General features: G+C 45.4%; 21 protein-coding genes. 19 read left to right on the top strand and 2 right to left on the bottom strand.

The annotated features are described in order from the left end of the window. Positions 1-115 precede the first annotated feature (115 nt). Both C8268_RS14475 and C8268_RS14470 read left to right on the top strand, forming a co-directional pair. The gene (locus tag C8268_RS14475; protein ID WP_106768329.1) at positions 116-1,447 is read left to right on the top strand and encodes a PhoH family protein; all 1,332 of its coding nucleotides are present in this window, start codon (positions 116-118) and stop codon (positions 1,445-1,447) included. Between the two features lie 181 nt (positions 1,448-1,628). Next, on the top strand, positions 1,629-2,855 hold the full coding sequence (locus C8268_RS14470; RefSeq protein ID WP_106768328.1) for an extracellular solute-binding protein: 1,227 nt from the start codon (positions 1,629-1,631) through the stop codon (positions 2,853-2,855). Between the two features lie 56 nt (positions 2,856-2,911). On the opposite strand, the gene C8268_RS14465 is transcribed toward C8268_RS14470, so the two are convergent. Together C8268_RS14465 and C8268_RS14460 are read right to left on the bottom strand one after the other, a co-directional pair. Further along, the gene (locus tag C8268_RS14465) at positions 2,912-4,024 is read right to left on the bottom strand and encodes a PcsB-like coiled-coil domain-containing protein (RefSeq protein WP_234032809.1); all 1,113 of its coding nucleotides are present in this window, start codon (positions 4,022-4,024) and stop codon (positions 2,912-2,914) included. Between the two features lie 207 nt (positions 4,025-4,231). Continuing rightward, positions 4,232-4,468 (bottom strand): DUF2626 family protein, encoded by a 237-nt coding sequence (locus C8268_RS14460; RefSeq protein ID WP_106768327.1) that lies wholly within the window; start codon positions 4,466-4,468, stop codon positions 4,232-4,234. A 334-nt stretch (positions 4,469-4,802) separates the two neighbouring features. Between C8268_RS14460 and C8268_RS14455 the strand changes: the two genes are divergently transcribed. The 17 genes from C8268_RS14455 (at position 4,803) to C8268_RS14375 (ending at position 25,464) form a co-directional block, all read left to right on the top strand. Next, on the top strand, positions 4,803-5,453 hold the full coding sequence (locus tag C8268_RS14455) for an RsfA family transcriptional regulator (protein ID WP_106768326.1): 651 nt from the start codon (positions 4,803-4,805) through the stop codon (positions 5,451-5,453). 133 nt (positions 5,454-5,586) lie between these two features. Beyond that, positions 5,587-6,558 (top strand): ketopantoate reductase family protein, encoded by a 972-nt coding sequence (locus C8268_RS14450; protein ID WP_106768325.1) that lies wholly within the window; start codon positions 5,587-5,589, stop codon positions 6,556-6,558. Between the two features lie 2 nt (positions 6,559-6,560). Continuing rightward, positions 6,561-6,935 carry a DUF3397 domain-containing protein gene (locus C8268_RS14445; RefSeq protein ID WP_106768324.1) on the top strand — a complete coding sequence of 125 codons (375 nt, stop codon included), beginning with the start codon at positions 6,561-6,563 and terminating at the stop codon, positions 6,933-6,935. A 149-nt stretch (positions 6,936-7,084) separates the two neighbouring features. After that, on the top strand, positions 7,085-8,749 hold the full coding sequence (locus tag C8268_RS14440) for a peptide ABC transporter substrate-binding protein (RefSeq protein ID WP_106768323.1): 1,665 nt from the start codon (positions 7,085-7,087) through the stop codon (positions 8,747-8,749). 199 nt (positions 8,750-8,948) lie between these two features. Further along, entirely contained in the window at positions 8,949-9,881 is a 933-nt protein-coding gene (locus C8268_RS14435; protein ID WP_106768322.1) for an ABC transporter permease, read from the top strand. A 3-nt stretch (positions 9,882-9,884) separates the two neighbouring features. Beyond that, complete coding sequence (locus tag C8268_RS14430; RefSeq protein ID WP_106768321.1) at positions 9,885-10,835, top strand: ABC transporter permease; 951 nt, start codon at positions 9,885-9,887, stop codon at positions 10,833-10,835. Positions 10,836-10,848: 13 nt separating this feature from the next. Continuing rightward, positions 10,849-11,844, top strand: a complete 996-nt coding sequence (locus tag C8268_RS14425) for an ABC transporter ATP-binding protein (RefSeq protein ID WP_106768320.1) — start codon at positions 10,849-10,851, stop codon at positions 11,842-11,844. Further along, on the top strand, positions 11,841-12,779 hold the full coding sequence (locus tag C8268_RS14420) for an ABC transporter ATP-binding protein (protein WP_106768319.1): 939 nt from the start codon (positions 11,841-11,843) through the stop codon (positions 12,777-12,779). Before C8268_RS14425 ends, C8268_RS14420 begins: the two co-directional genes overlap by 4 nt. A 328-nt stretch (positions 12,780-13,107) precedes the next feature. Further along, complete coding sequence (bshC, locus tag C8268_RS14415) at positions 13,108-14,739, top strand: bacillithiol biosynthesis cysteine-adding enzyme BshC (protein WP_106768318.1); 1,632 nt, start codon at positions 13,108-13,110, stop codon at positions 14,737-14,739. An 81-nt stretch (positions 14,740-14,820) separates the two neighbouring features. Next, a complete protein-coding gene (locus tag C8268_RS14410) occupies positions 14,821-16,089 on the top strand; it encodes an adenosylhomocysteinase (RefSeq protein ID WP_106768317.1) in 1,269 nt (422 codons plus the stop codon). Between the two features lie 227 nt (positions 16,090-16,316). Beyond that, complete coding sequence (gene mraZ, locus C8268_RS14405) at positions 16,317-16,754, top strand: division/cell wall cluster transcriptional repressor MraZ (protein WP_106768316.1); 438 nt, start codon at positions 16,317-16,319, stop codon at positions 16,752-16,754. Between the two features lie 71 nt (positions 16,755-16,825). After that, on the top strand, positions 16,826-17,788 hold the full coding sequence (gene rsmH / locus C8268_RS14400; RefSeq protein ID WP_106768315.1) for a 16S rRNA (cytosine(1402)-N(4))-methyltransferase RsmH: 963 nt from the start codon (positions 16,826-16,828) through the stop codon (positions 17,786-17,788). Between the two features lie 29 nt (positions 17,789-17,817). Beyond that, positions 17,818-18,225, top strand: a complete 408-nt coding sequence (locus tag C8268_RS22970) for a cell division protein FtsL (protein ID WP_106768314.1) — start codon at positions 17,818-17,820, stop codon at positions 18,223-18,225. A gap of 21 nt (positions 18,226-18,246) precedes the next feature. Continuing rightward, positions 18,247-20,463, top strand: coding sequence for a penicillin-binding transpeptidase domain-containing protein (locus C8268_RS14390; protein ID WP_106768313.1), 2,217 nt, complete (start codon positions 18,247-18,249; stop codon positions 20,461-20,463). 86 nt (positions 20,464-20,549) lie between these two features. Continuing rightward, positions 20,550-22,496, top strand: a complete 1,947-nt coding sequence (locus C8268_RS14385; protein ID WP_106768312.1) for a stage V sporulation protein D — start codon at positions 20,550-20,552, stop codon at positions 22,494-22,496. A 65-nt stretch (positions 22,497-22,561) separates the two neighbouring features. Beyond that, positions 22,562-24,049, top strand: coding sequence for a UDP-N-acetylmuramoyl-L-alanyl-D-glutamate--2,6-diaminopimelate ligase (locus tag C8268_RS14380; protein ID WP_106768311.1), 1,488 nt, complete (start codon positions 22,562-22,564; stop codon positions 24,047-24,049). Beyond that, on the top strand, positions 24,046-25,464 hold the full coding sequence (locus C8268_RS14375) for a UDP-N-acetylmuramoyl-tripeptide--D-alanyl-D-alanine ligase (protein WP_106768310.1): 1,419 nt from the start codon (positions 24,046-24,048) through the stop codon (positions 25,462-25,464). The genes C8268_RS14380 and C8268_RS14375 overlap by 4 nt, the downstream gene beginning before the upstream one ends. The last annotated feature ends 4 nt before the right edge of the window (positions 25,465-25,468 follow it).

Genomic DNA, 25,468 nt, shown 5'->3' with positions numbered 1-25,468 from the left:
GATGGCAGGCTTGTTGGAAGGGGGGTGTTGCTGGTTAAAGGAAAAATGTGAGTTAATGGGATTCTTTGATAACTATAGCGGATATGTGTAATGAAGGAGCAGTGGAGGGGATACGATGAAAAAAATTTTTGTATTGGATACTAACGTTCTGCTGCACGACCCCAATGCGATTTTTGCATTTGAGGAACATGAGGTAGTCATTCCCGCTGTTGTACTTGAAGAGATCGATTCCAAAAAGCGGAATGCAGATGAGATCGGGCGCAATGCCCGTTCTGTGTCGCGTCTGCTGGACAGAATCAGGGAGAAGGGGCAGCTGCATGGTGGGGTCCCGTTGGAACACGGGGGCAGTCTCAAGGTTGAGCTGAACCACCGAAGCTTTGTTAGGGTACAGGAGATGTTTGGCGAGGTCTCGAACGACAATCGGATTTTGGCCGTCGCATTGAATTATAAATTGGAAGAAGAGACGAAAGAACATCCGACTTCCGTTGTACTGGTCAGCAAGGATGTGCTTGTTAGAATTAAGGCGGATGTGCTTGGGCTAACAGCTCAGGATTATTTGTCCGACAGAACAGCGGACCCGACAGAATTGTATTCAGGTTATACAACAGTAAAGGTACACCCCTCTGTCATCGATGAGTTTTACAGTTATCGAACATTAGCTATCAAGCCGCTTCAAATCTCATATACGTTGTATCCGCATGAGTTTGTCATTTTGAAGGATGAAATGGGGAGCAGGAAATCGGCGCTGCTCCGCGTGAACTCGGATGTTACTAGCCTTGAACCTCTTTATCTAAGCAATGATCCAGTTTGGGGGATATCTGCCCGTAATGCACAGCAGAGAATGGCTCTGGAGCTGTTACTAAATGACGATATACCGTTAGTTACAATAACGGGTAAGGCTGGCACTGGAAAGACACTGCTCGCTTTAGCCGCAGGCTTGTGCAAAGTGGAGGATGAACATAAATACAAAAAGCTTTTGATCGCTCGGCCCGTCGTTCCGATGGGGAAGGATATCGGATACCTGCCCGGAGAAAAGGATGAGAAGCTTCGGCCATGGATGCAGCCTATATATGATAACCTGGAGTTTCTGTTTGATACGAAAAAAGCAGGTGATATAGATAAAATTTTGATGGGGATTGGCAGTATTCAAGTGGAAGCATTGACTTATATACGAGGACGTTCCATTCCGGGCCAGTTCATTATTATAGATGAGGCTCAAAATTTATCCAGGCATGAAGTGAAGACGATTGTCTCCCGTGCCGGTGAAGGAAGTAAAGTTATTTTGATGGGAGATCCAGAGCAGATTGATCATCCGTATTTGGATGCCGTGAGTAATGGATTAACTTATGTCGTTGAACGATTTAAACAAGAAAGCTTAAGCGGTCACATTACGCTGACAAAAGGCGAACGATCGAAATTAGCCCAGCTGGCAGCGGATTTGCTCTAACTATATTTTCCGGGAAATATGTATATAAAGAACATGCAGGCCAATCCGAAGATTGAGTAAACAGGGGGGCCTGCTTTTTTATTATGCTTACATATGATCTTGAATATCTAAAAAAAGGTAGGACAAGAGCCCTATGAATCTGGTAATATAAGGGCAGGCTCAGAAAGGAGAGGATTAAGATATGAATATGAAGCGGAAAAACTATTGGCTTTTATTTGCCATATTACTTCTTTCGTTAACAAGTCTTTCTCCGAGCTTTGAATTCACTAACACTAGAAGTGGCGATCCTCCTGGTAATGAACCTGTCCCACCGACGCAAACACCTGATGCACCAGAAAGTGATTTAGGGCCAATACAAGTTGGGGTTCAGATGGACGATGCTGAGCTTAAGGTGCTTCAGCAGATGAACATACGGTTCATGGAGAGAACTGGGGCAGAGGTTGAGATTATTCCTTTAGACACGATCATTTCGGATGCGGAATCCCTTATGCTTGAAATGAGTCTTGGCGAAGCGCCGGATATATTATTTCTTGACAGCCAATGTATAGAGTCGCTTGCAATTAAAGGTTTTTTGCTTCCTATTGATGTTTCCCAGGCTGCTGTGCCTGACTCCCGGATTCCGGGATCTCTGCTTTCTCTTGTTCAATGGAATGGTTATCAGTGGGGGGTTCCGTTTGATATGGACCCTTATGTTTTTGTTTGGAAGAATGATAAGGATGCCGAGCTGCCATCCAGCCGGAAGGCTTGGCTGGAATTTAAGCAAGATCAGGGGAAAGAGTCCATGTTTGTCATGAACTCGAAAGATCCTTATGCATTTGCAGCAGCTGTAAGCGCATTCGGCGGTGATCCTTCAAAGCCTGATCAAGATATATTGCATATCCTGTCCCCATCTAAAGGCGCTTCCTGGTTTAAGCAACAAGATGCCGAAGCGGATTTAACGGAGCAGATTGAAGAGGAGAATGCTGCTATAGCGATCGGAGCGTATTCGTCTTTTCCTCAGGATTTGCCTGGAGAATATCGGATGTGGCTACCAGACTACGACACGAGCAAACATAAACCGGTTATTCACTCCCGAAGCTTTGCTATTACTTCGCATAGTGAGTCTTCCCAGCTTGCTATGTCCTGGATTTCTGAGATGAGTTCGAAAGAAATGAAACGCTTATGGTTCGAATCAACAGGGAAATTACCTGCTTTATCTGATTTCTACAATCCAGGTGACAGCGCTGGTGAACATCAGCTGACCGTACTGGAGGAGCTTCAATCGATAATGGAGCATGCGGAAGTTGCAGAATTGAGTTTTGGACGTGGAAAGGGCTTATTTGTGTATTCAAATTCGGTGGTTGATCTGATGAGTGGACAGATGAATGTAGAGGATTTTCGTGAGCAGTATGAGACCCCAGCCCGATAATTAAAAAAAAGCTGCCGAAGAGGCGGCAGCCTTTTTCTTAGACACGGTCAACTGGATTAAATGTCGAGCTCAAGCTTAACAAACAATACTTTATCGTCAGTCTTGACTTCGGTTGCCTTCAGGAAGGAAACGAGTTGTTTCGGATAAAAGTTCATATCAAATTCATTCTGAAGTGCCGTTCGAGTTGTATCCGGCAGTTCGAGCCGATTGAACACAAGTTTATCGATTTGAAACATAATCGCGTTTTCCGGGTCATTGATGATAGTGTACCGTCCTTCAATGAAAAGAGACAGGTTTCCGCTTTCCCCTTCAGCAGATATTTTTCCATCGTCAAAATGAAAGGCAAAGGTTTCAAACAATTCGTTCTGAGAGCGTAGAAATTCATTCAAATCATCTTCGTGGATTTGAATGGAATATTCCTTCCCGTTTGTCTTGAGCATGTTTTTATTTTTGCTGCCCTGGATAAAGTCAGGCAGATTGTTCATCGCTTCTGCCAGAGCTTGAAAATGACGTTTAACTTCGTATATGCCGACATTTTCCCAATAAAGTGTAAATTCTTCGATTAATTTCGCCATCGCGTCAGGGTTGCTGCTGGCCGTCAGCGCATCGTCTACCTGCTGCTCCAGTGCCAGCACACGTGCTCTTTGCTTGATCAGGTTGTCTTTAACTTCCGACAGCTGAGCTGTGATGCGAGTAGCTTCGGCTTGTGCAGACATCAGCTCCTTATGCTGCTGATTGTATGATTTCAATACGGTTTGGTCATTTTGTATAATCAGCTCATAAAAATCCAGTATTCTAAAAAAATCAGTTAAACTTTGAGTGGACAAAAGCAGGTTCAGCAAGCTCTCGCGTTCCCCCATATAGTAGGCTCTGAGCACGATCCCTGCCTGATCTCGGCGCTCCTTGATCTTTACTTCCATGTTCGATATTTTGGTATGTAAATCGTTTTGGACTTCTTCAAGCTTCTTTTGTCTGTTGCTGATCCGTTCAATTTCCTGATCGATCTCTACAATAGACAGGCTGTCCTCAAGCAGTTTTCTAGCTTCTTCCGAGTCTAATGCTGCCGCATCAGGAACGGCAAATACCGCTTGTGAACCTGCAGCGCTACCGGTGATTAGAAGGATAAAGATAAGAAGTATGAAGTGCAGTCGTTGTTTCAATACAATCAAACGGGTATCCCCCTTGATAATTTGTTGCGATTCTTTAGAATAGACAATCCCTTCATTTTAATCAATATATGATGTATAAGACATAAATATCAACCCTTGTCTTACTTTAAGTATGAAGAAATAAAAAACTTCAATTGTGATGTAAGCGCATAAAAAAGCGACCAAGCCGAAGCCTGATCGCTTTTTTATGTTCCATAAAGCGGGATATTAGACTGGCAAGCCCATTTCAAAGATCGTCCAATAGCTGAACCCGGTAAAGGTTACGATCATATAAGCCCAGAATAGAAGGACATAGGTCCTTTCCGTGAAGTTCAAGTATCCCAAGATCACGAAAAACGCTGTTTGCAGGAAGAATAGAAAAGCCATTTCCACCAAGCCCCCGGCAAACGCCATCAAACCGATGGTTAGAGTGAAGAAACCGAGTACTCGGAACATGCGTGCCACGATCATATCCTCCTCTCATATGTAAGGACAATACTTATTTTCTATGTACATTATAACGTCATGGTAAAATCGTGTAAATGTTTTACAGGATAATTTTTGAAAAATGTGATTTAAATACTTGAAATTTGGTGATCGATCGTATTTTTATTGCAAATCCAATAATTGGTGTATGTTATGTAGTTAAATTGGAAATACATTTTAGTATCAAATAGATTCTATGAACTCTATGAGAGGCATAGAAATGAATTAAGCAGCTTTTATACCCTATTCAGCAACCGAGTTGTACGGTATTGAAGACGGTTATTTTAGGATGTCGTTAGGAGGTTTTCATGGTATGTCAGCAGTAAGACAGGATGCATGGAGTGCAGAGGATGATCTAATTTTAGCAGAGGTGACTCTTCGTCACATCCGCGAGGGCAGCACGCAATTAGCAGCGTTTGAAGAGGTCGGAGAACGTATTGGCCGAACCTCAGCCGCCTGTGGTTTCAGATGGAACAGTTGTGTTCGTAAAAAATACGAGGAAGCGATCAGTCTTGCGAAATCTCAGCGTCAAAAAAGGAGTTATTACAAGAAACAGTCAGCACCTGCAGGTCCGCAAGTGGCAGGTTTGGTTCATGCTGACTATGAGCAGGACAGTTATAAGAATGAAGGAGCTAGCGAGGAAACGCTGTCGATTGATGCGGTCATTCGCTTCCTTCGTCAATGGAAGGGCGGGCTTCAGGAAAGCGGCCGCCAGTACAAAATGCTTGAGCGAACCCTTCGCGAGAAAGAAGAAGAGCTGGAAAGACTTCGTGCAGAGAACGCCCGTCTATTGAAGGAAGTTAGTGAAGTGAAGACAGACTATCATGTTGTTAATGATGACTATAAAGCTTTAATTCAAATTATGGACCGGGCTAGAAGGCTTGCTTTTTTGAATGAAGAGGATGAAGAGTTGAAGACACGCTTTAAAATGGATGCAAACGGTAATCTCGAACGAATCGAATAGTTTGACCATGGATGGCTAATAACCCGTTCTGTACACATATGTTGTGTATAGAGCGGGTTATTTGTATGGTCCGGATGATTTCTGATATATACTAGATGCTGAGTATGAACTACATGGACGGGGGAATTGACAGATGAAAATTCATATTATCGGAGCAGGTTCTTTAGGGCTGTTATTCGGAGGTCGACTTGCCGCAAGCGGAGCGGATGTTACCTTCTGGTGCCGTACGAATGAACAGGTGGAGCAGCTGCGCTTGAAAGGAATCACGGTTACCAAGGATCATAAATCAATCCATATATCGCCTGGATTTTTTAGAGCAGAACCGATGTCGAAGTATCATGAACTCGGCGGAGCTGGGGAAGAGGACTGTATTTTTTTAATGGTTAAGCAGACAGTATTGAACAGCGTGATTAAAGAACTTTTCGCTCCATATTCATTGAGGCATTTAAAACTTCTTTGTTTTCAGAACGGCACAGGGCATATCGAACAGTTGAGAGAACATCTCCCGGCCTGGACCCTGTATGCAGCAGTTACAACGGAAGGGGCCAAGCGGAGCGGGCTTGCCGAAGTCATACATGCCGGAGATGGCTCAACGTGGATTGGACAAGCCGGCGATGATGTTTCGAATAAAAAAGCAGATATAATCAAAGGAAGCGAGTTGGAAAAAGAGCTGACTGCTCAGCTGGAAATAGCAGGATTTGAAGTTTTTTTGTCGAAAGAGTTGGATACGATGATTTACCGGAAATTGTTGATGAATGCCGTCATTAATCCGTTGACCGCCTTATGGCGAATTACGAACGGAGAGCTGCTTGAATCGGAAAAGCGCATATCTTTAATGAGAGAGCTTTATGAAGAAGGGATTGCTGTATACGAAGCTTGCAATATTCCTTGGGAAAAAAATTTGTGGGATCAGATACTTCAAGTTTGTCAGAGTACTTCAGGGAACACATCTTCGATGTTGAAGGACGTTCTGGACGGACGCAAAACCGAAGTATCTTCCATCAATGGGAGCATCGTTCGCATGGCGGAGCGCATCGGTGGATCCGCACCGACTCACCGTCTTATATGGCGGCTGATAGAAGGTATTCATGTCAAGGAGGCGTGAGAATGAATCTTCTCGTAGTGATGAGTGTTGTACCAATCATACCTTTTGTTTTGGTTTATTTGATTGTTACTTTGCGAAACAAAAACAAGAAAAAGGCGTTCAGACTTGCAATGGATGTAACGACCTTTTTTTTGTTGATTTCTGTATCCGCCCTTTTTAACATCTTATTCCAATCTAAATCTGGATTTTATTTAATTCTTCTTCTGTTATTGATAACGACGGGATTAATCGGGGGGGCACAAAATCGCTGGAAGGGTAAAGTTGATGCCAAACGACTGGTCCGTGCTGTATGGCGTCTGGCTTTTTTAACTATGAGCATCGGCTATATTGTTTTTACATTATTTGGTCTACTTCAATACATAATTAAAACAATGTAAGAGAATTATATATACAAGGAAACATTTACAAAAATGTGTCGATTTTTTGACAGGGAGATTTTTCTGCTTTAGTTTTAATGGATTTTTTTGACCACTGGTTGTATAATCGATAAGCATATACCTAAAATCTATGAGGGGGAAACTGCAAGATGAAGAAACACAAAAGTCTTTTGTTACTCTTGACGCTGATTCTTGCTGTCGGTACTGTGTTGGCTGGATGCGGCTCCAACAACAAGAATGATAGCAATAGCGCAGGCAGTGACGACGGGAAACCTAAAGAGCAAGTTTTCCGTATGAACCTCGCTTCCGAACCTCCTACATTGGATCCGGGACAAGCTCAAGACAATACATCCAACACCGTTATTAACGCAGTGTTTGAAGGTCTTGTACGCAAAGGTGAGGACGGAGAACCCATACCTGGTGTAGCTGAAAAATGGGACGTTTCTGACGATGGTCTGAAATATGTGTTCACGCTTCGTAAAGATGCCAAGTGGAGTAACGGAGATCCTGTAACTGCGAAAGATTTTGAATTCGCTTGGAAACGTGTGTTAGATCCGAACTTTGCGCCTGCTCCACCGTATGTTTATCAGCTGTATTACATTAAAAATGCAAAAGCATACAACCTGGGAGATATTACGGATCCAAATGAAGTAGGTGTAAAAGCGACGGACGATTATACACTGGAAGTAACGCTTGAGAGCCCTACTCCATATTTCCTTAGTTTGATGTCTTTCCAAACCTACTATCCGATCCATTCATCTGCGAAAGATAATCCAAAATGGGCAACCAAAGCAGACACGCTGATTGGTAACGGACCTTTCAAAGTAACCAATATTGCGAAGGGTCAAAAGATCGAATTGGCTAAGAATGATCAGTATTGGGACAAAGATAACATTAAACTGGAAAAAGTAGAAATGAGTATTGTAAACAGTGGCGCTACAGAGCTTTCGAGTTACCGTAATAATGAACTCGACTATGCAGGAAAGCCGACAGGCAGCATTCCTACTGACCAGCTTGAAACTGTGAAGAAGGAAATGCCGGATGAGTTGAACATTAAAGGTATCTCCTCTACGTATTTTTATGTTTTCAATACGACTGCACCGCCGTTTGATAACGTGAATATACGTAAAGCTTTCTCCATGGCTATTAATCGTCAAGCGCTTGTTGAGAAGATCACGATGGCTGGGGAAATTCCGGCTTATGGATTTGTTCCACCAGGCATTAAAGGTGAGAAAGACGAGTATCGTAAAGAAGTACCTGACAATTACTTTGAAGAAAATATAGAAGAAGCTAAGAAGCTGCTTGCCCAAGGCATGCAGGAGGAAGGCTATACCACATTACCTGAGATTACTCTGATCCATAACTCTGATGATAACCACAAGAAAATTGCACTCGCAGTTGCGGATATGTGGAAGAATAACCTTGGTGTAGAAGTTAGTGTTCAAAACCAAGAGTGGGGCGTATTCCTGCAGAACCGTTCGAACCTTGATTATCAGATCGCTCGTTCAGGATGGGGTGCAGACTACAACGATCCTATGACATATATTGACATGTGGACGTCAAATAGTGGAAACAATGACAGTGGATTCAAGAACGAAGAGTACGACAAGCTTGTAGAAGAAGCTTATAAAACGAACGACAATGCAAAACGCATGGAATTGATGTCCAGAGCTGAAGAAATTCTGGTAAAAGAGAATCAAGTAGTTATGCCGTTGTACTACTATTCTAACGTATCTTTGGTAAAACCTTGGGTAAAAGGTCTTAACATTGATTTCAAAGGCGACATTGATTTCACACGTGCATATATTGAGTAGTCATTTATGATATAATGGCTACGACTCGGGATATATATGTGGGGGTTCATCTCATATATATCCCGATTTTTTGTATTAATGTCGAATTTCCAAATCTTGTTTTGTCTGGTGAAACTTATAGAATTGATTATTCGTTCTAGTGTTGTTTACAATAAAACTAGACTTGGTATAGAACAATTATCAACTAGGGGGATGCAGGATGCTGAGGTATGTTGCGAGTAAGTTTTTTTTCATGCTTGTGTCATTATTCATACTGATCTCAGCCACTTTTTTTCTCATGCAAATCATACCGGGTGATCCGTTTATGGGAGAAAAAAAGCCCTCGCCTGAAATACAGGCAAGGCTGATGGAACAGTATGATTTGGATAAACCAATTTATCAGCAGTATGCGACATATTTGAAAAATATTTTGCAAGGTGACTTGGGCGTTTCCATGAAACAACAAAATCAGAGTGTAACCGATATTATTACGGAAACATTTGCGCCATCCCTGAAATTAGGGTTAATAGCGATTGTTGTTTCTCTTATTATAGGTGTACTGCTAGGTATGCTGGCAGCTCTGTATCACCGAAAACTGATAGATAGCGTTGCAATGATTATGTCCGTTTTGGGGATTGCTGTACCAAGTTTTGTGCTGGCCTCTTTGCTTCAATACGTGTTAGCGGAAAAGGCAGGTATCTTTAATGTTATGGGCTTTGACGGCCCGCTTGACTATGTACTTCCGGTAATGGCACTATCGGCTCAGCCGATTGCCTTTATAGCACGTTTGACACGTTCCAGCATGCTGGAAGTATTGCACTCGGATTATATTAAAACCGCGAAAGCAAAAGGTTTGAGCTGGTACGCTATTATGTCTCGCCACCTTATCCGTAACGGTATATTGCCTGTTGTAACCTATGTTGGTCCGATGACGGCAAATATTATTACCGGATCGGTTGTTATTGAGCGGATTTTCGGTATCGGCGGAATTGGTAAGCAGTTTGTTGATAGTATTACAAACCGCGATTATACGGTCATTATGGGTATTACTATTTTTTACGGAATTTTATTGATGGTTGCTCGTTTTCTAACGGATATTGTCTATGTATTAGTAGATCCGCGTATTAAACTGAGCGGCGGGAAGGAGGACTAACCTATGAATACAGATCAGATGATGTCGAATCCCGCGGCACAAAACCTGAAGCCTGAAGATTTCCAAAAGATCGGCGTGGATGAGAAACAATCCGAAGTCATTCAGCGTGAAAGTTTGTCCTCTTGGCGGGATTCATGGGAACGATTGCGTAAGAACAAGTTGGCAATGACAGGCCTGATCATTCTTATATTAATCATTATTATGGCTATTATTGGTCCGATGATCTCGAATTATGATTATGATACAAATGATCTCATGAATACGAATGCACCTCCTTCCAAGGAACATTGGTTCGGCACCGACGATTTGGGACGTGATATGTTCGTTCGTACATGGATGGGCGCACGGATCTCTTTGACTGTCGGACTTGCGGCGGCGGCAATTGACCTTCTTATTGGTGTCATTTACGGCGGCGTAATGGGCTTCTTTGGCGGCCGTGTCGATGAATTTATGAATAAATTTGCTGAAATTTTGTATTCGATCCCTTATCTTTTGGTTACGATTTTGCTGCTGGTTGTATTTGAACCAAGTTTGGGTACGATCATACTTGCCTTGACGATAACCGGATGGATCAACATGTCATGGATTGTGCGAGGAGAAATAATGAAGCTGAAGAGCAGGGAGTATGTACTGGCTTCACGTTCCATGGGAGCTGGCGCGCCAAGACTGCTGTTCCGTCACTTGATTCCGAACGCACTGGGTCCGATCATTGTTACGTTGACGCTGACTGTACCGAATGCTATTTTCGCAGAGGCTTTCTTGAGCTTCCTTGGACTGGGTGTTCAAGCACCGGTTGCATCCTGGGGTTCTATGATTAACGATGCTTTGTCCGGCTGGATGGTTTATCCTTGGCGGATGCTGTTCCCAGCTCTCTTTATCAGCTTGACGATGCTTGCATTTAACATTTTTGGTGATGGTTTGCGTGATGCACTGGATCCACAATTGAAAAAATAGGAGGTGGGAAGATATGGAGCCGATTTTGCAGGTCAAAGATCTTAACGTTTCATTCAACGTACGCGGCGGTGAAGTGAAGGCTGTTCGCGGCGTAAGTTTTGAAGTTGGAAAAGGAGAGACGGTTGCCATTGTTGGTGAATCTGGCAGCGGTAAAAGTGTTACCGCGCAGACGATCATGCGTCTGATTCCGTCCCCTCCATCAAAAATAAAAAAAGGAGAAGTTCTTTTTAAAGGGGAAGACCTTCTCAAGAAAAGCAATAAACAAATGGAAGCGATTCGCGGCAAAGATATTGGGATGATATTCCAAGATCCGATGACTTCCCTGAATCCTACTATGAAAATAGGTAAGCAAATTACTGAGGTGCTTACAAAACACCAAAAGATGTCTTCCAGCGAAGCGAAGGAAAAAGCCGTTGAAATGCTCAAAATGGTCGGCATCAAAAATGCGGAGGAACGTTTCAATCAGTACCCGCATGAATTTTCAGGCGGTATGCGTCAGCGTGCGATGATCGCGATTGCACTTGCGTGCAGACCTTCCCTGTTGATTGCGGACGAGCCTACAACTGCGCTTGACGTAACGATCCAGGCTCAGATTATGGATGTTATGAAAGAAATGCAGGAGAGACTGGGCACATCGATTATTCTGATCACACACGATCTTGGCGTTGTAGCCGGAATGTGTGACCGGGTTATCGTAATGTATGCCGGTGAGGTTGTTGAGACTGGCACGAAGTGGGAGATTTTCAAGAACCCACAGCATCCTTATACAAAGGGCTTACTTCGTTCCATGCCGCGTTTGGACCAGAAAAAGGATGAGCCGCTTATTCCGATTATCGGAACACCTCCCGATCTCATTAAACCTCCGCTGGGCTGTCCGTTTTGTGCCCGCTGTGATGAGGCGATGAGAATTTGTGAACGAATTGATCCGGGGGCAACAGAGTTCAGCGATACGCATATGGCACGCTGCTGGAACCTTCATCCGATGGCAAAGGGGGAGCAGTCGTCATGAAGGACAACAAGCTTATTGAAGTAAAAGGACTAAAAAAATATTTTAATGTTGGTAAAGGCAATATTCTTAAAGCGGTAGATAATCTTAATTTCTATATCCGTGAAGGCGAAACACTTGGTATGGTAGGTGAATCCGGCTGCGGAAAATCAACGGCTGGGCGGACGATTCTTCGTTTGTATGAACCTACGGCTGGAAGTGTAACGTTCAATGGAGTAGATATTTATAAGCTGCCGCCGAAAAAAATGAAGGCGATGCGCCGTGATATGCAGATGATTTTCCAGGACCCGTATGCTTCATTGAATCCACGGTTTACGGTGACGGATATTATCGGAGAAGCGCTGGATATCCATGGATTGGCCGGCAGCCGGGCTGAACGGAAGAAACGTGTTGAAGAACTGCTGGATATGGTTGGCTTGAACAGTGACCATGCGACACGCTATCCGCACGAATTTTCAGGTGGTCAGCGTCAGCGGATCGGAATTGCTCGCGCGCTCGCGGTAAATCCTAAATTTATCATTTGTGATGAGCCGATTTCGGCATTGGATGTGTCCATTCAGGCACAGGTAGTCAACTTGCTTCAGGACTTGCAGGACCGTCTTGGTTTGACATACCTTTTTATCGCGCATGATTTGTCCATGGTTAAGCATATTAGTGACCGTGTTGCAGTTATGTACCTGGGCAAGATGGTAGAGCTTGCAGAAAGTGAAGAGCTGTATGCGAACCCTATCCATCCATATACGAAGGCGCTGTTGTCGGCGATTCCGATCCCAGATCCGGAAATTGAAGCCAACAAGAAACGTATGGTTTTGGAAAATGATACAGACGGTCCAATTTCTGCAGCTAAAGGTGAAGATGGGACTGTAGTCCTCAATGAGAAAGACTCCGAATTGGTTGAGGTGTCGAAAGGACACTGGGTAGCCAAAGCCTACGCTTAAAGAAATAACAATATGGGTGTCCTGAACGTTGATTATTAAATAAGGGCATCTTCCTAAAAAAAGTAAAAACCAGGTCATCCGAGGAATACATCTTTGGATGGCCTGGTTGTTTTTGAAAATCTAAGAAAATATAAGTTTGGCACGATTCTCTAATCTTGGATTTCCTCGCGAAACGTAAGCAGTGTCTGTTAAAGACAGCAAAGCCGTTTATGCTTGAAAATAACTGTTTTCCTTTGACGGGGAATAGCATCTTTCGGTACAATTCAATAAGGGCTTTAATAAAGTAAGCTGCCCGCTTAGGTTTGAAGCAGAATAGGAGGCATACCTCATGAATATAGTTCCGGAGCCCTTATCCGGCGGCTCGCGTCTGGCGCGGGATTACATAGATCGCTTTGAACGTGTGAGCGGTTTCTATGGAGGGGATTATCGTGATCAGCGCAGCTGGGAGAAGCGCGTGAAATGGCTGGATTCTACCGAAGAGAACCGGATTAACCGTAAAGCGCTGGTTGCCAGTCTTCGCTTATATAATGAAAGATATAATCCGCATAAGGCGGTACATCAATCATTGGATTTATTGGAGCAGGACGGAACTCTCGTCATTACGGGAGGACAGCAAAGCGGTTTGTTGACCGGTCCGATGCTCGTTGTATATAAGGCGATGACGATTATTCAGGCAGCGCGTGAGGCTGAGCAAAGATTAGGAAGGCCTGTCATTCCTGTGTTCTGGATTGCCGGTGAAGATCATGACTGGGATGAAGCAAACCATACATACATGTTGACAGCGAATCTTGAGGTGACCAAAATAAAAATAGACGGTGACGAAGATTCACGGACGTCTGTAAGCCTTACACCGGTTGCGCAGGAACAATGGAAAGAGGCGCTGGATACTTTTCAGAATTTACTTCAGGACAGTGAATTCAAACCGGGTATGATGGATTTACTTCGTCGTTCAGTCGAGACGTCTACCGGGCTTAGCGATGCATTCGCCAAGCTGATGGGGGCGCTTTTTGGCAAATATGGACTTGTGCTTCTAGATTCTGCCGATCCACAACTTAGGTCTTTGGAATCATCTGTTTTTGAAAAAATGATTAAACAAAATGAATATCTAGGTCATTCATACCAGTTAGCTGCTCGTGATATTGTGGGCCTTGGTTATGAACTGCAGGCGGATGTTCCTGTAAATGGAGCAAACCTGTTTTATTTGTTTGAGAACAAGCGGCTGTTGCTATTTCGGGAAAATGGGATTTTTACAGATCGAAGAGGCCTTGTCTCCATGACAGAAACTGAGTTGCTTGCACAATTGGAACGGCATCCAGAGCGTTTCAGCAACAATGTGCTTACAAGGCCGTTAATGCAAGACAGCCTGCTTCCTGTTTTGGGAACCGTTTTGGGGCAGGGAGAAATATCGTACTGGGCGATTACGCGCTATGCTTTTGCTGAAATGGGGCTTGAAATGCCGTTGATTATACCTCGGCTGTCTTTTACGATAGTTGAACATAACTCCAGAAAGTACATGGAGAAATACAATTTGACTTTCCAGGATATATGTGTAAATCTGGAAAGCAAGCGGCAAGCGTGGCTTTCGGCTCAAGATCAATTTGATTTGGACTATCGTTTCCGCGAAACCAAAGAGTCTTTCAACCGACTTTATGAGCCTTTAATTCAGGACTTGAGTCGGATACAGCCAGGACTTTTAAATTTAGGAGAAAGCAATAAAGAACGAATACTGGCTCAAATGGACTTTTTGCTGAATAAGACGAAAGAGGCTCTGAAACAGCAGCATCATGCTTCACTAAGGCAGTGGGAACTAATAGAGCAGTCTCTCGTTCCGCTAGGCAGGCCGCAGGAGAGAGTATACAACTTTTTCTACTATCTGAATCGATACGGAATGTCGCTGCTGGATGATCTTATGTCCATTCCTTATGATAACTCGGGTATTCACCGGGCCATCTATTATTGATTTCAAGGACAGTTTTGAATGCTGTGCTTAATAAGAATGTTGTTTAATGTATTATTTTTCATATATTAAGGAGGCCGTATTATGAGTTCACCAGCAATTCAGAGTAGCGTTATCAAGGATTTGAAGCTGGCGCCGGAAGGACATTTGAAAATCGATTGGGTAGAGGCACATATGCCCGTGCTGAGTCGTGTTCGCCAGCAATTTGAACAGCAGCAGCCGTTTAAAGGATTGAAGGTTGCGATCTCATTGCATCTTGAAGCGAAAACGGCTTATCTGGCAAAAGTAATTCAAGCTGGCGGTGCTGAGGTGACGGTTACAGGAAGCAATCCGCTGTCGACACAGGATGATGTGTGTGCAGCTTTGGTGGAGGATGGGATTACCGTCTTTGCGAAGTATGACCCTGAGCCGGAGGAATATAAGGAGCTGCTGCTTCGCACATTGGAGACTAAGCCTGATCTTCTGATTGATGACGGCGGTGATTTGGTAACGATTCTCCATGCGGAGCGCCCTGAACTGCTGAAGGGGATTCGCGGAGGGGCTGAAGAGACAACAACGGGCATCCTTCGTTTAAAGTCGCTTGAGAAAGAAGGGGCTCTGAAGTTTCCGATGGTTGCAGTGAACGACGCGTTCTGCAAGTACTTGTTCGATAACCGTTACGGTACAGGACAGTCGGTATGGGACGGAATAAACCGGACAACCAACCTGGTAGTCGCGGGTAAAACTGTAGTCGTTGTCGGTTACGGCTGGTGCGGTAAAGGGGTTGCGATGCGAGCCAAGGGACTGGGAGCAAACGTGATTGTGACCGAGATCGATGCCATCAAGGCAGTAGAAGCCTATATGGACGGTTTCCGTGTGATGCCGATGGAAGAAGCGGCGAAGCATGGCGATTTCTTTGTTACCGTGACCGGGAACCGTGATGTGATCAGCGGAGAGCATTATGACGTGATGAAGGATGGAGCGATCTTATCCAATGCGGGCCATTTCGATGTTGAAGTAAACAAACCGGATTTGGAAGCTCGCTCACAATCTTTTCGTACAGTACGCCGAAATATCGAAGAATATCTTTTGAAAGATGGACGTAAAATTTACCTGCTTGCTGAAGGTCGTCTGGTCAACCTTGCGGCAGGAGACGGGCATCCTGCTGAAATCATGGATATGACATTTGCGCTTCAGGCGCTTTCGCTGAAATATGTAAATGACCAATACTCCAACATTGGCAATCAGGTTGTCAATGTCCCTTATGAATTAGATGAACAAGTTGCGCGGTATAAGCTCGAAAGTCTTGGGATAGAAATTGACGAATTGAGTGAAGAGCAAAAGTCTTATCTCAACAGCTGGTCACCGCATTAAACTTTACACTTTGATTCGATTATTGAGAGGTTGTCCGATAAGGAGATTTTGTTCTCTTTGGGACAGCTTCTTTTTTTATTTCAGAACCTGCGCCAGAACATAGTGTACTTGTGAAAAAAAGAATAGCTTGCTTGAAGGAATTTGATTCTTGATGACGAATCTATTATTCTAAAGTGGAGGAAAGTGGTGCAAAGTGGGGAATCGGGGTTAAGGGGTGAGAGTGCCAGATGTTTATGGGGGAATTTCAGCATAGCATCGACGATAAAGGAAGGATCACGATTCCTGCAAAATTCAGGGATCTCCTTGGCAGCTCTTTTGTTATCACCCGCGGATTGGACCAGTGCCTCTTTGTATACCCCACTGAAGAATGGGCCATCATGGAACAAAAGCTCAAATCCCTCCCGCTCATGAAGTCGGACGCGCGTGCGTTTACTCGGTTTTTTTTCTCTGGTGCAGCAGAATGTGAATGGGATAAACAGGGAAGGGTAAATTTACCGGGCAATTTGCGTGAATTTGCGAAGCTTGAGAAGGAATGTGTTGTTATCGGCGTTTCGAATCGAGTGGAGATTTGGAGCAAAGAGCAATGGCAAAAGTATTACCAGCAATCAGAAGAAGCGTTCAATGACATCGCTGAGAAGCTGGTCGACTTTGATTTTGACCTGTAATAAAACACCAGCAGGTACTTACACCACAATCATATGCTGGAACTAAGTAGAAAATTATGGAGGGCTGCAGCTTGTTTCATCACATCACGGTGCTTAAAGAAGAAGCGGTAGAAGGGCTGCGCATCAAACCAGACGGTATATATGTTGACTGTACATTGGGAGGGGCGGGCCACAGCTCGCTGATCGCTTCCAAACTGGGTTCAGAGGGCCGCTTGATCGCGCTTGATCAGGATGATTGGGCGCTGAACAATGCTAAAGAGGTTCTGAAGCCATATGGAAATAGGGTTACCCTGGTCAAGACAAATTTTCGCGATTTGGAGGAGGTTCTCCGCAGCCAAGTCGGTCGTGACGAGGATGGCCATTTCCATGTTGACGGTATTCTGTTTGATTTGGGCGTCTCTTCGCCGCAATTTGATGAGGGGGAGAGAGGATTTAGCTATAATCACGATGCGCCGCTCGATATGCGGATGGATCAATCCGCAGAGCTTACAGCAGCCGATATCGTGAACGAATGGCCAGAGCAGGAAATCGCAAGAATTTTGTTCGAGTATGGTGAGGAGAAATTTTCAAGGCGAATTGCCAGGGTCATTTGTGAAAGGCGGGAAAATAGTCCCATTCAGACGACTGGGCAATTGGTCGATATGATTAAAGAAGGAATTCCGGCTGCAGCTCGCAGAACGGGAGGACATCCGGCGAAACGGAGCTTTCAGGCACTGCGAATCGCTGTTAATGATGAACTCGGTGCATTTAAGGATGCGCTGCATCAAGCGATAAACTGCCTTGCACCTGGAGGAAGAGTGTCTGTTATTACATTCCACTCACTTGAGGATCGGATTTGTAAGCAAATCTTTAACAGTTATATACCAAAATGTACTTGCCCACCAGATTTTCCCATGTGTGTTTGCGGTGGAGGACAAGGAACATTGAAGCTTGTAAATCGAAAACCGATTGCTCCAAGCGCATCGGAGTTAGCGCAGAATCCCCGCGCACGTTCAGCTAAATTGCGTATTGCAGAAAAGTTAGAACCTAGCTAAGAAATACCAAAGTGAAGGAGAATTCAGCCATGGCTTACACACGCGGCAATTTGGCCGTTCAAGAGAGACAGAAACAACAGCAGTCTCAGTATGTCGAGAAAACGACCGTCGTTAAACGCCGTTCTCAGCTGCCCCAAAAAGAGAAGCTGCTTTACCTGGTGTCCGTGCTGCTTGTTGTTGCAGTTATGGGCTGGGTTGGAATGAGCCATGTAAAAGTTTATGATCTCAACCGTCAGATTCAGAATACGACGCGAGAAATCGATACGCTGAACAAAAATATAGAAACACTTCAAGTAGAAAAGCAGACGTTAGAGATGGGGATTGCTCAAAAAGCGAAGGAAATGGGATATGTTCAAGCTGAGAAAGGCGATGCGATACACGTTCCTATGCCATCTGGCAAAGCGGATAAATCCAGTGTACCGTCGGGACAAAACTAGAAGTATAGTGAGGTTGGACCGATGATTAAAAAAATCAAACTGCGTACATTGCTGATAGGGGGAGTGATTACCCTCTTTTTTCTTTTATTGATTGGGCGGATTTTCTGGCTGCAGGTCATTGATAATGACTTCTGGAAAGAGAAAGCCTTAGATAACTTTGGCCGTCAAGAGACCATTACAGCTTCGAGGGGAACGATATCGGATCGCGATGGCGATGTACTGGCGATGGATGCCCCGGCATATACAATTGCTGTAAATCCGAGAGTGATTCAAGCTAATGGTTTGGAGGATGAGGTTGTAAAGGGTCTTAACAAGGTGTTGAATAAAGACGAAGAAGAGCTTCGGAAAATTGTAAGAGCGAAGAATAAAGAAGGGGAATATCACGTTTATCGGGAAATCGGCCTTGAAGGCTGGAAAGTCAATGAAGATAAGAAGAATGAAATTGTACAGTTGAGGGATGAGCTGGAAAGTCAGCTTAGAGCTGAGGGCAAAGTGCCGGATAGCGGGATTTCAATTATAACGGACAAGAAGCGTGTCTATCCGCAAAACACCTTGGCTGCGCATGTTCTGGGGTACACGGATCGTGATGGAGTCGCCAAGGACGGCTTTGAAAAATATTTTGATAATGAACTGAAGGGCGAGGATGGCTTTGCCAAATATCAGAGTGACAAGAAGGGGGTAAGGGTTCCTTCGGCTGATGAAGTTTACAAGCCCGCTAAAAATGGGAAAAATTTTATGCTGACGATCGACGACACGATCCAGTATTATATCGAGGATGCCATGCGTGAAGCATATGAGAAATATAACCCGCTCAGCATGACCGTTATCGCAGCAGATCCAAATACAATGGAAATTTTAGGCATGGCGAATATGCCGACCTTTGATCCGAATGAGTATTGGAATACGCCTGATATGGCGAATTTTTACAACCATGCGGTCATGTCCACGTATGAGCCCGGTTCCACCTTCAAGATCGTCACCCTTGCCAGCGCAATCGAGGAAAATTTATTTAACCCTGAGGCGAAATATATGTCAGGTTCCATTCGTGCAGGTGGCAGAACGCATTATGATGTCGTCCCATGGGGATGGGGAGAAATTACGTATCTCGAGGGTGTGAAGCGGTCCAGTAACGTAGCTTTTGTCAAACTCGGTTATGAAATGCTCGGGAAAGAACGTTTGAAACAATATATTAATGCATTTGGATTTAATGAAAAGACAGATATTGACCTTCCCGGTGAAGTAGTCGGTCAGTTGAATATGGAAAGAGATATCGACATCTCGACCGTTCCTTATGGCTATGCGGTTTCCGTTACGCCAATCCAGCAGATTGCAGCTGTTTCAGCCGTAGCTAATGGCGGGAAGCTGATGAAGCCGCAAATCGTCAAGCAAATTGAAGATCCGAATACAGGTGAAATTACAAAAATAGCACCTGAGGTTGTACGTCAGGTTATCTCTCCCGAGACTGCACGAGAAACCGGAGAGTACCTGGAGCAGGTTGTTGCTGACCAGAAGCATGGTAGTGGTAGGCTAGCATACATCGATGGTTACCGCGTAGCCGGTAAAACCGGAACAGCGATAAAAGGGGATTACAGAGACCGGAACAAGGTCGTTGCATCCTTTATCGGGTATGCGCCTGTAGACGATCCGAAAATCGCGGTATATGTCATCATTGACGAGCCGAATGTGCAAGCAGGAGGCGGAGAGGCTGCCGCGCCTGTATTTCAAAAAATCGTTTCCCAAACTTTGAATTACTGGGGTATACCCAAAAACGAATCCAAGGAAAAGTCGGGTGAAAAAAACAACTCTTCCGCTTCAACGGAGCGTAAAGCACCTAAGCTGGAGGGAATGAAGGTTAGCGAGGTTAAAACGAAACTGCTCGCAGAAGGGTTTGTTTTTGAGACCCTAGGGAAAGGAAGTACGGTCAAACAGCAGTATCCTCCAGCCAATGAACCGATTGAGGCTGGTCAGAGGATCTATCTGCTGACGGAGGAGAACGACAAGATGAAAATACCTGATCTCAGGGGAGAATCTTTGCGGGATGCATTGGAGGTTCTTAACTTGATGAAGGTGAAGGTGCATGTACAAGGCGAAGGGTATGTTGTTGACCAGAAGGAAGGTACTGAGAACGGTAAACGTGTAGTTTACCTGACGCTGAAGCCTGCTGAGGATACTGTAAAGAAGGATAAATCCTCCTCATCCGATGGTGCCAAAGCGAATGAAAAAAACGGTAAGGAATAGCTTGTTCTAACCCCTGATTGTCCCGAATACTCATGTGATAGACGGAAATTCATGAGCTTACGGGTTCAAGTAGGGGAGGGAAACATGTGAAAGTATCCAAGATATCTCAGCGGAGAAGGCTGCTCTGGGCCCTGTTGGTATTGTTTCTGCTGTTTGCTGCGCTTGTAGTGCGGCTTGCCTACGTCCAGCTCGGAAAAGGTGCAGAGCTGTCCGCTAAAGCCGAGGAATCCTGGCGCCGTAATATTCCGTTTACTGCAAAGCGCGGAGAAATCCGGGACCGTAACGGAGAAGCGTTAGTTACGAATATCAGCACGCCGACCATCATGGCCATTCCGGCTCAAATCAAAGAACCGGATAAGACAGCCATGTTACTGGCTTCGAAGCTGGGCATGAACGAGGCCGAAGTGAAGAAGATGATTACGAAGCGAGGGTCCATGGTTGAACGAATTAAACCCGGCGGACGAAAAATTACGATGGAGCTGGCTCAGGAAATTCGTGATTTGAAGCTGCCGGGTATCGTTGTTGCAGAGGATAATAAGCGTCACTATCCTTATGGTGGGCTTGCGGCCCATATTATTGGCTTTACAGGTATTGACAACCAGGGCCTGACCGGTACTGAGAAAAAATATGATGACAAGCTTAGGGGGATGAATGGCAGTATCTCCTACTTGTCAGATGCAGGCGGTCGGCTAATGCCCGGGTCATCCGAGAAGTATGTGGAGCCGAAGGACGGGCTGCATTTGGAACTAACGATTGATAAGTCGATTCAGTCTATCATGGAACGAGAGCTGGACCAGGCTATGGTGAAATACCAGGCGAATGCCAGCTGGGCTATCGCGATGAACCCGAAGAACGGGGAAATTTTAGCGATGGCCAGCAGACCCGGATTTAACCCGGAAAATTATCAGGAATATGATCCGGAAATCTATAACCGAAATCTTCCGATTTGGATGACATACGAGCCGGGGTCCACGTTTAAAATCATCACACTTGCAGCGGCATTGGAAGAGGGAAAAGTGAACTTGAAAAACGATCACTTCTTTGACTCCGGTGCTGTTGAGGTTGGCGGGGCAAGGCTTCGCTGCTGGAAGAGGGGGGGGCACGGAAGCCAGACGTTCATGGAAGTCGTTCAAAACTCCTGCAACCCGGGTTTTGTGGCACTCGGTCAAAAGCTGGGCAAGGAGTCCCTTTTCCAATATATCCGTGATTTTGGCTTTGGTGAAAAGACAGGCGTAGATTTAATTGGAGAGGAAAACGGAATCTTGTTCAAACTGTCGAGAGTTGGCCCGGTTGAGCTGGCTACAACAGCATTTGGCCAAGGGGTTTCCGTTACACCGATCCAACAGGTGGCTGCGGTATCTGCCGCTATTAATGGCGGGAACTTGTATCAGCCGAACGTAGCTAAAGCGTGGATACATCCTGAGACCGGAGAGGTCATTGACGAGGTGGAAAAAGAGCCTAAGCGGCGGGTCATCTCCGAGAAGGCGTCCAAACAAGTGCGGGAAGCGCTGGAAAGTGTCGTAGCCAAAGGAACCGGGCGCCCCGCTTTTATTGATGGCTATCGGGTTGGTGGCAAAACCGGTACAGCTCAAAAGGTTATTAATGGACGCTATTCATCGACAGAGCATATCGTATCCTTTATCGGCTTTGCACCGGCAGATGATCCGCAGATTGTCGTTTATACAGCGGTAGACAATCCGAAAGGAATTCAGTTTGGCGGCGTTGTCGCGGCGCCGATTGTACAGAACATATTGGAAGATTCGCTGCACTACATGCAGGTTCCGCAGCGAAAGGATCAGCTGCCACGGGAATATAAGTATGGCGAGACGCCGATGGTTACTGTACCCGATCTGGTGGGTGCCACGGTTCAGGAGCTGTATGAAGATCTGAATATGAACTTTATGCTAGCTAAATCGGGAACAGGCAACACAGTCATCAATCAGGCACCGAAGCCGGGAAGCCGGGTAGAGCGAGGATCAACGATCCGGATCTATATGGGGAACGATTCATCTGAAGGCGAGCATAAACACTAGCATCATCATCCGTTTTGCGAAGGTAAGGATGCTGAAGCTACTCGCGTATATTTGGAGGGATGACGATGAAACTGAGCGAGTTGACATCCGTTTTGGCCGCAGCTGTTATTGTTGGCGATGGTGACATTGATGTTACCGGACTTCAGACTGATTCCAGAAAAGTGACCCCCGGAGATTTGTTTTTTTGTTTGCCGGGCCATACGGTGGACGGACATGATTATGCAGCTGAGGCAAAGGAGAACGGTGCGGTGGCCCTTGTTGTAAACCGAACACTCAACATTCTACTTCCGCAAGTTGTTGTGAAGGACTGCCGGTTCGCTATGGCGGCGCTCGCTGACAGATTCTATGGCCAGCCCAGCAAGCGCATGACGATGATCGGAGTGACCGGGACGAATGGAAAAACAACGACGACGTATCTTATTGATAGAATTTTGAGTGATTATGGGTTGAAAACTGGATTAATCGGTACGATTCAAATGAAGTATGACGGCAGGTCATTCCCTATGTCGGGAACGACACCGGAGGCACTGGAGCTTCAGCGAAGCCTTTATGAAATGGCGCAGACAGGTACGCAGTTTTGTGTCATGGAAGTGTCCTCCCATGCTCTTGAACAGGGCCGTGTAAAAGGAACGGATTTCCGGACGGCTGTCTTTACGAATTTGACCCAGGATCATCTTGACTATCACAACTCGGTCGAGGATTATCAAAGGGCTAAAGGGTTGTTTTTCTCCAGACTCGGGAATGCTTTTGCCAAGGAAGAAAAACAGCGAAAATACGCTGTACTCAACGCGGACGACAAAGCTTCCGGACAATTTGCGAAATTGACGGCAGCTGAAGTCATTACATATGGCTTGGACGAGAAAGCGGATGTTCGTGCATCCGGCATTGCCATTACAGCACAAGGAACTTCGTTTTACGTAGATACTTTTCGAGGCAGCACAGATATTTCCATAAAGATGATCGGAAAATTCAATGTGTATAATACGATGGCGGCGATTGCTTGCGCGCTGCTTGAAAATATTCCGCTGCAAGACATTAAAAAAAGTCTTGAATCCGTACCTGGGGTAGAAGGCAGGGTAGAAACGGTTGATGCAGGGCAGCCCTTTGCAGTGATTGTGGATTATGCCCATACACCGGATGGTCTGGATAACGTACTTTGTACCATCAAGGAGTTTGCTCAGAACAGGGTGCTAACCGTATTTGGCTGTGGCGGCGACCGTGATAAGAGCAAGCGCCCGATCATGGGAAAGATCGCGGCCAGACTAAGTGATATCGTCATTGTTACATCTGATAATCCGAGAACGGAGGAGCCTGAGCAGATCTTGCAGGATATCGAGGCAGGGCTGCTGGAGGACGGTGTATCCGAGAATCGTTATCATCTCATCGTTGACCGCAGGCAAGCTATTAAAAAGGCTATTGAAATGGCAAGCCCGGGAGATGTAGTATTGATTGCGGGGAAAGGTCATGAGACCTATCAACTGATTGCGGGAAAAGTATTTGATTTTGACGACCGCATCGTTGCAAAAGAAGCGATAAGGGGCAGACAATTGTGATCCAAAAAACATTGCAAAGCATCGCAGCCATGTGCTGCGGTGCGCTTATTCGTAAACAAGATGGAGAAGTTATCATTCAAGGAGTCAGCACGGATTCAAGAACAGTCCGGCACGGAAGCTTGTATGTTCCGCTTGTCGGTGAACGTTTTGACGGCCATCAGTTTGTTGTTCCGGCGCTGGAGGCTGGTGCTGGAGCGTTCCTGTGGCAGGAGGATCACGGTACACCGCCTGAAGGACCGGTTGTCATCGTTAAAGATACGCTGGAGGCTTTGCAGTCACTGGCGTCTTCCTATCTGAAAGAGACTGGAGTCAAGGTTGTGGGCATTACCGGAAGCAACGGTAAAACGACCGTCAAGGATATGGTGACTTCCTTGCTTGAAACGAAATATAAAGTCCATAAAACAGAAGGGAATTTCAACAATCAGATCGGGCTTCCGTTAACGGTTCTCGCCATGCCGGAAGAAACCGATATCGCCGTATTGGAGATGGGAATGAGCGGACGCCATGAGATTGAGCTGCTGTCCTCCATTGCTCGGCCGGATATTGCGGTTATCACTAATGTAGGCGAGGCGCATATGCTTCAGCTTGGTTCAAGAGAGGAAATCGCTCGCGCTAAACTGGAAATCATTAGCGGAATGAAGCCGGGTGGACTTTTAATACATCATGGGGATGAACCGCTGATCACCCAAGTGCTGGCCGAACCAGAAACGAAAAAGCCCGAGGGGCTTCAAACATTCACCTTTGGGACAGGGGAAGACAATGATGATTACCCGACAGGCATGATGTTTCATGCCAAGGGAATGATCTTTACCTCTGATCGTCATCCCGGTGAAGGTTTCAGTTTACCTCTGCTGGGACGTCACAACGTAGTTAATGCTTTGGCTGCGCTAGCAGTTGCCGAGCATTATGGACTTAGTGAGGAACAGATCCGGGAAGGTTTGGCAGGTCTGCGTCTGACTAGCATGCGTATCGAAAGCATTGAAACCGAACATGGGGTAACGGTGCTGAATGATGCATATAATGCAAGTCCGAAATCGGTCAAGGCTGCTCTGGATGTATTGGGTGATATTAAAGGCTTCAGTCGGCGAATTGCCGTTCTCGGGGACATGCTTGAGCTGGGACCTCGTGAACAGGAGTTTCATGCGGAAATCGGGCAGTACATCTCACCTGACAAGGTAGATATGGTGTTTACTTATGGTCCACTGTCTACGTATACGGCGGAAGCTGCTAAATCCCGTCTGCCGAAGGGACAGGTAGTGGCTTTTACAGATAAGGCGGCGCTGATCGAGAGCATAACGAAAGAAGTAACTCATAAAGATGTTGTATTGGTCAAAGCCTCGCGAGGCATGAAACTGGAAGACGTTGTGGAAGCACTAAAAAGCTTGCATAGCCGTGACAACGATTTAAGGGGGTGATTTT

This window comes from Paenibacillus faecalis, from assembly GCF_900289175.1.
Lineage (GTDB): Bacteria > Bacillota > Bacilli > Paenibacillales > Paenibacillaceae > Paenibacillus_AQ > Paenibacillus_AQ faecalis.
This window is presented reverse-complemented; position numbering and strand designations above follow the sequence as displayed.

Bases quoted from the DNA above. Each gene is read 5' to 3' on its own strand.
- C8268_RS14475 (WP_106768329.1), top strand. From the start codon at position 116: ATGAAAAAAATTTTTGTATTGGATACTAACGTTCTGCTGCACGACCCC.
- C8268_RS14470 (WP_106768328.1), top strand. From the start codon at position 1,629: ATGAATATGAAGCGGAAAAACTATTGGCTTTTATTTGCCATATTACTT.
- C8268_RS14455 (WP_106768326.1), top strand. From the start codon at position 4,803: ATGTCAGCAGTAAGACAGGATGCATGGAGTGCAGAGGATGATCTAATT.
- C8268_RS14450 (WP_106768325.1), top strand. From the start codon at position 5,587: ATGAAAATTCATATTATCGGAGCAGGTTCTTTAGGGCTGTTATTCGGA.
- C8268_RS14445 (WP_106768324.1), top strand. From the start codon at position 6,561: ATGAATCTTCTCGTAGTGATGAGTGTTGTACCAATCATACCTTTTGTT.
- C8268_RS14440 (WP_106768323.1), top strand. From the start codon at position 7,085: ATGAAGAAACACAAAAGTCTTTTGTTACTCTTGACGCTGATTCTTGCT.
- C8268_RS14435 (WP_106768322.1), top strand. From the start codon at position 8,949: ATGCTGAGGTATGTTGCGAGTAAGTTTTTTTTCATGCTTGTGTCATTA.
- C8268_RS14430 (WP_106768321.1), top strand. From the start codon at position 9,885: ATGAATACAGATCAGATGATGTCGAATCCCGCGGCACAAAACCTGAAG.
- C8268_RS14425 (WP_106768320.1), top strand. From the start codon at position 10,849: ATGGAGCCGATTTTGCAGGTCAAAGATCTTAACGTTTCATTCAACGTA.
- C8268_RS14420 (WP_106768319.1), top strand. From the start codon at position 11,841: ATGAAGGACAACAAGCTTATTGAAGTAAAAGGACTAAAAAAATATTTT.
- bshC (WP_106768318.1), top strand. From the start codon at position 13,108: ATGAATATAGTTCCGGAGCCCTTATCCGGCGGCTCGCGTCTGGCGCGG.
- C8268_RS14410 (WP_106768317.1), top strand. From the start codon at position 14,821: ATGAGTTCACCAGCAATTCAGAGTAGCGTTATCAAGGATTTGAAGCTG.
- mraZ (WP_106768316.1), top strand. From the start codon at position 16,317: ATGTTTATGGGGGAATTTCAGCATAGCATCGACGATAAAGGAAGGATC.
- C8268_RS22970 (WP_106768314.1), top strand. From the start codon at position 17,818: ATGGCTTACACACGCGGCAATTTGGCCGTTCAAGAGAGACAGAAACAA.
- C8268_RS14390 (WP_106768313.1), top strand. From the start codon at position 18,247: ATGATTAAAAAAATCAAACTGCGTACATTGCTGATAGGGGGAGTGATT.
- C8268_RS14380 (WP_106768311.1), top strand. From the start codon at position 22,562: ATGAAACTGAGCGAGTTGACATCCGTTTTGGCCGCAGCTGTTATTGTT.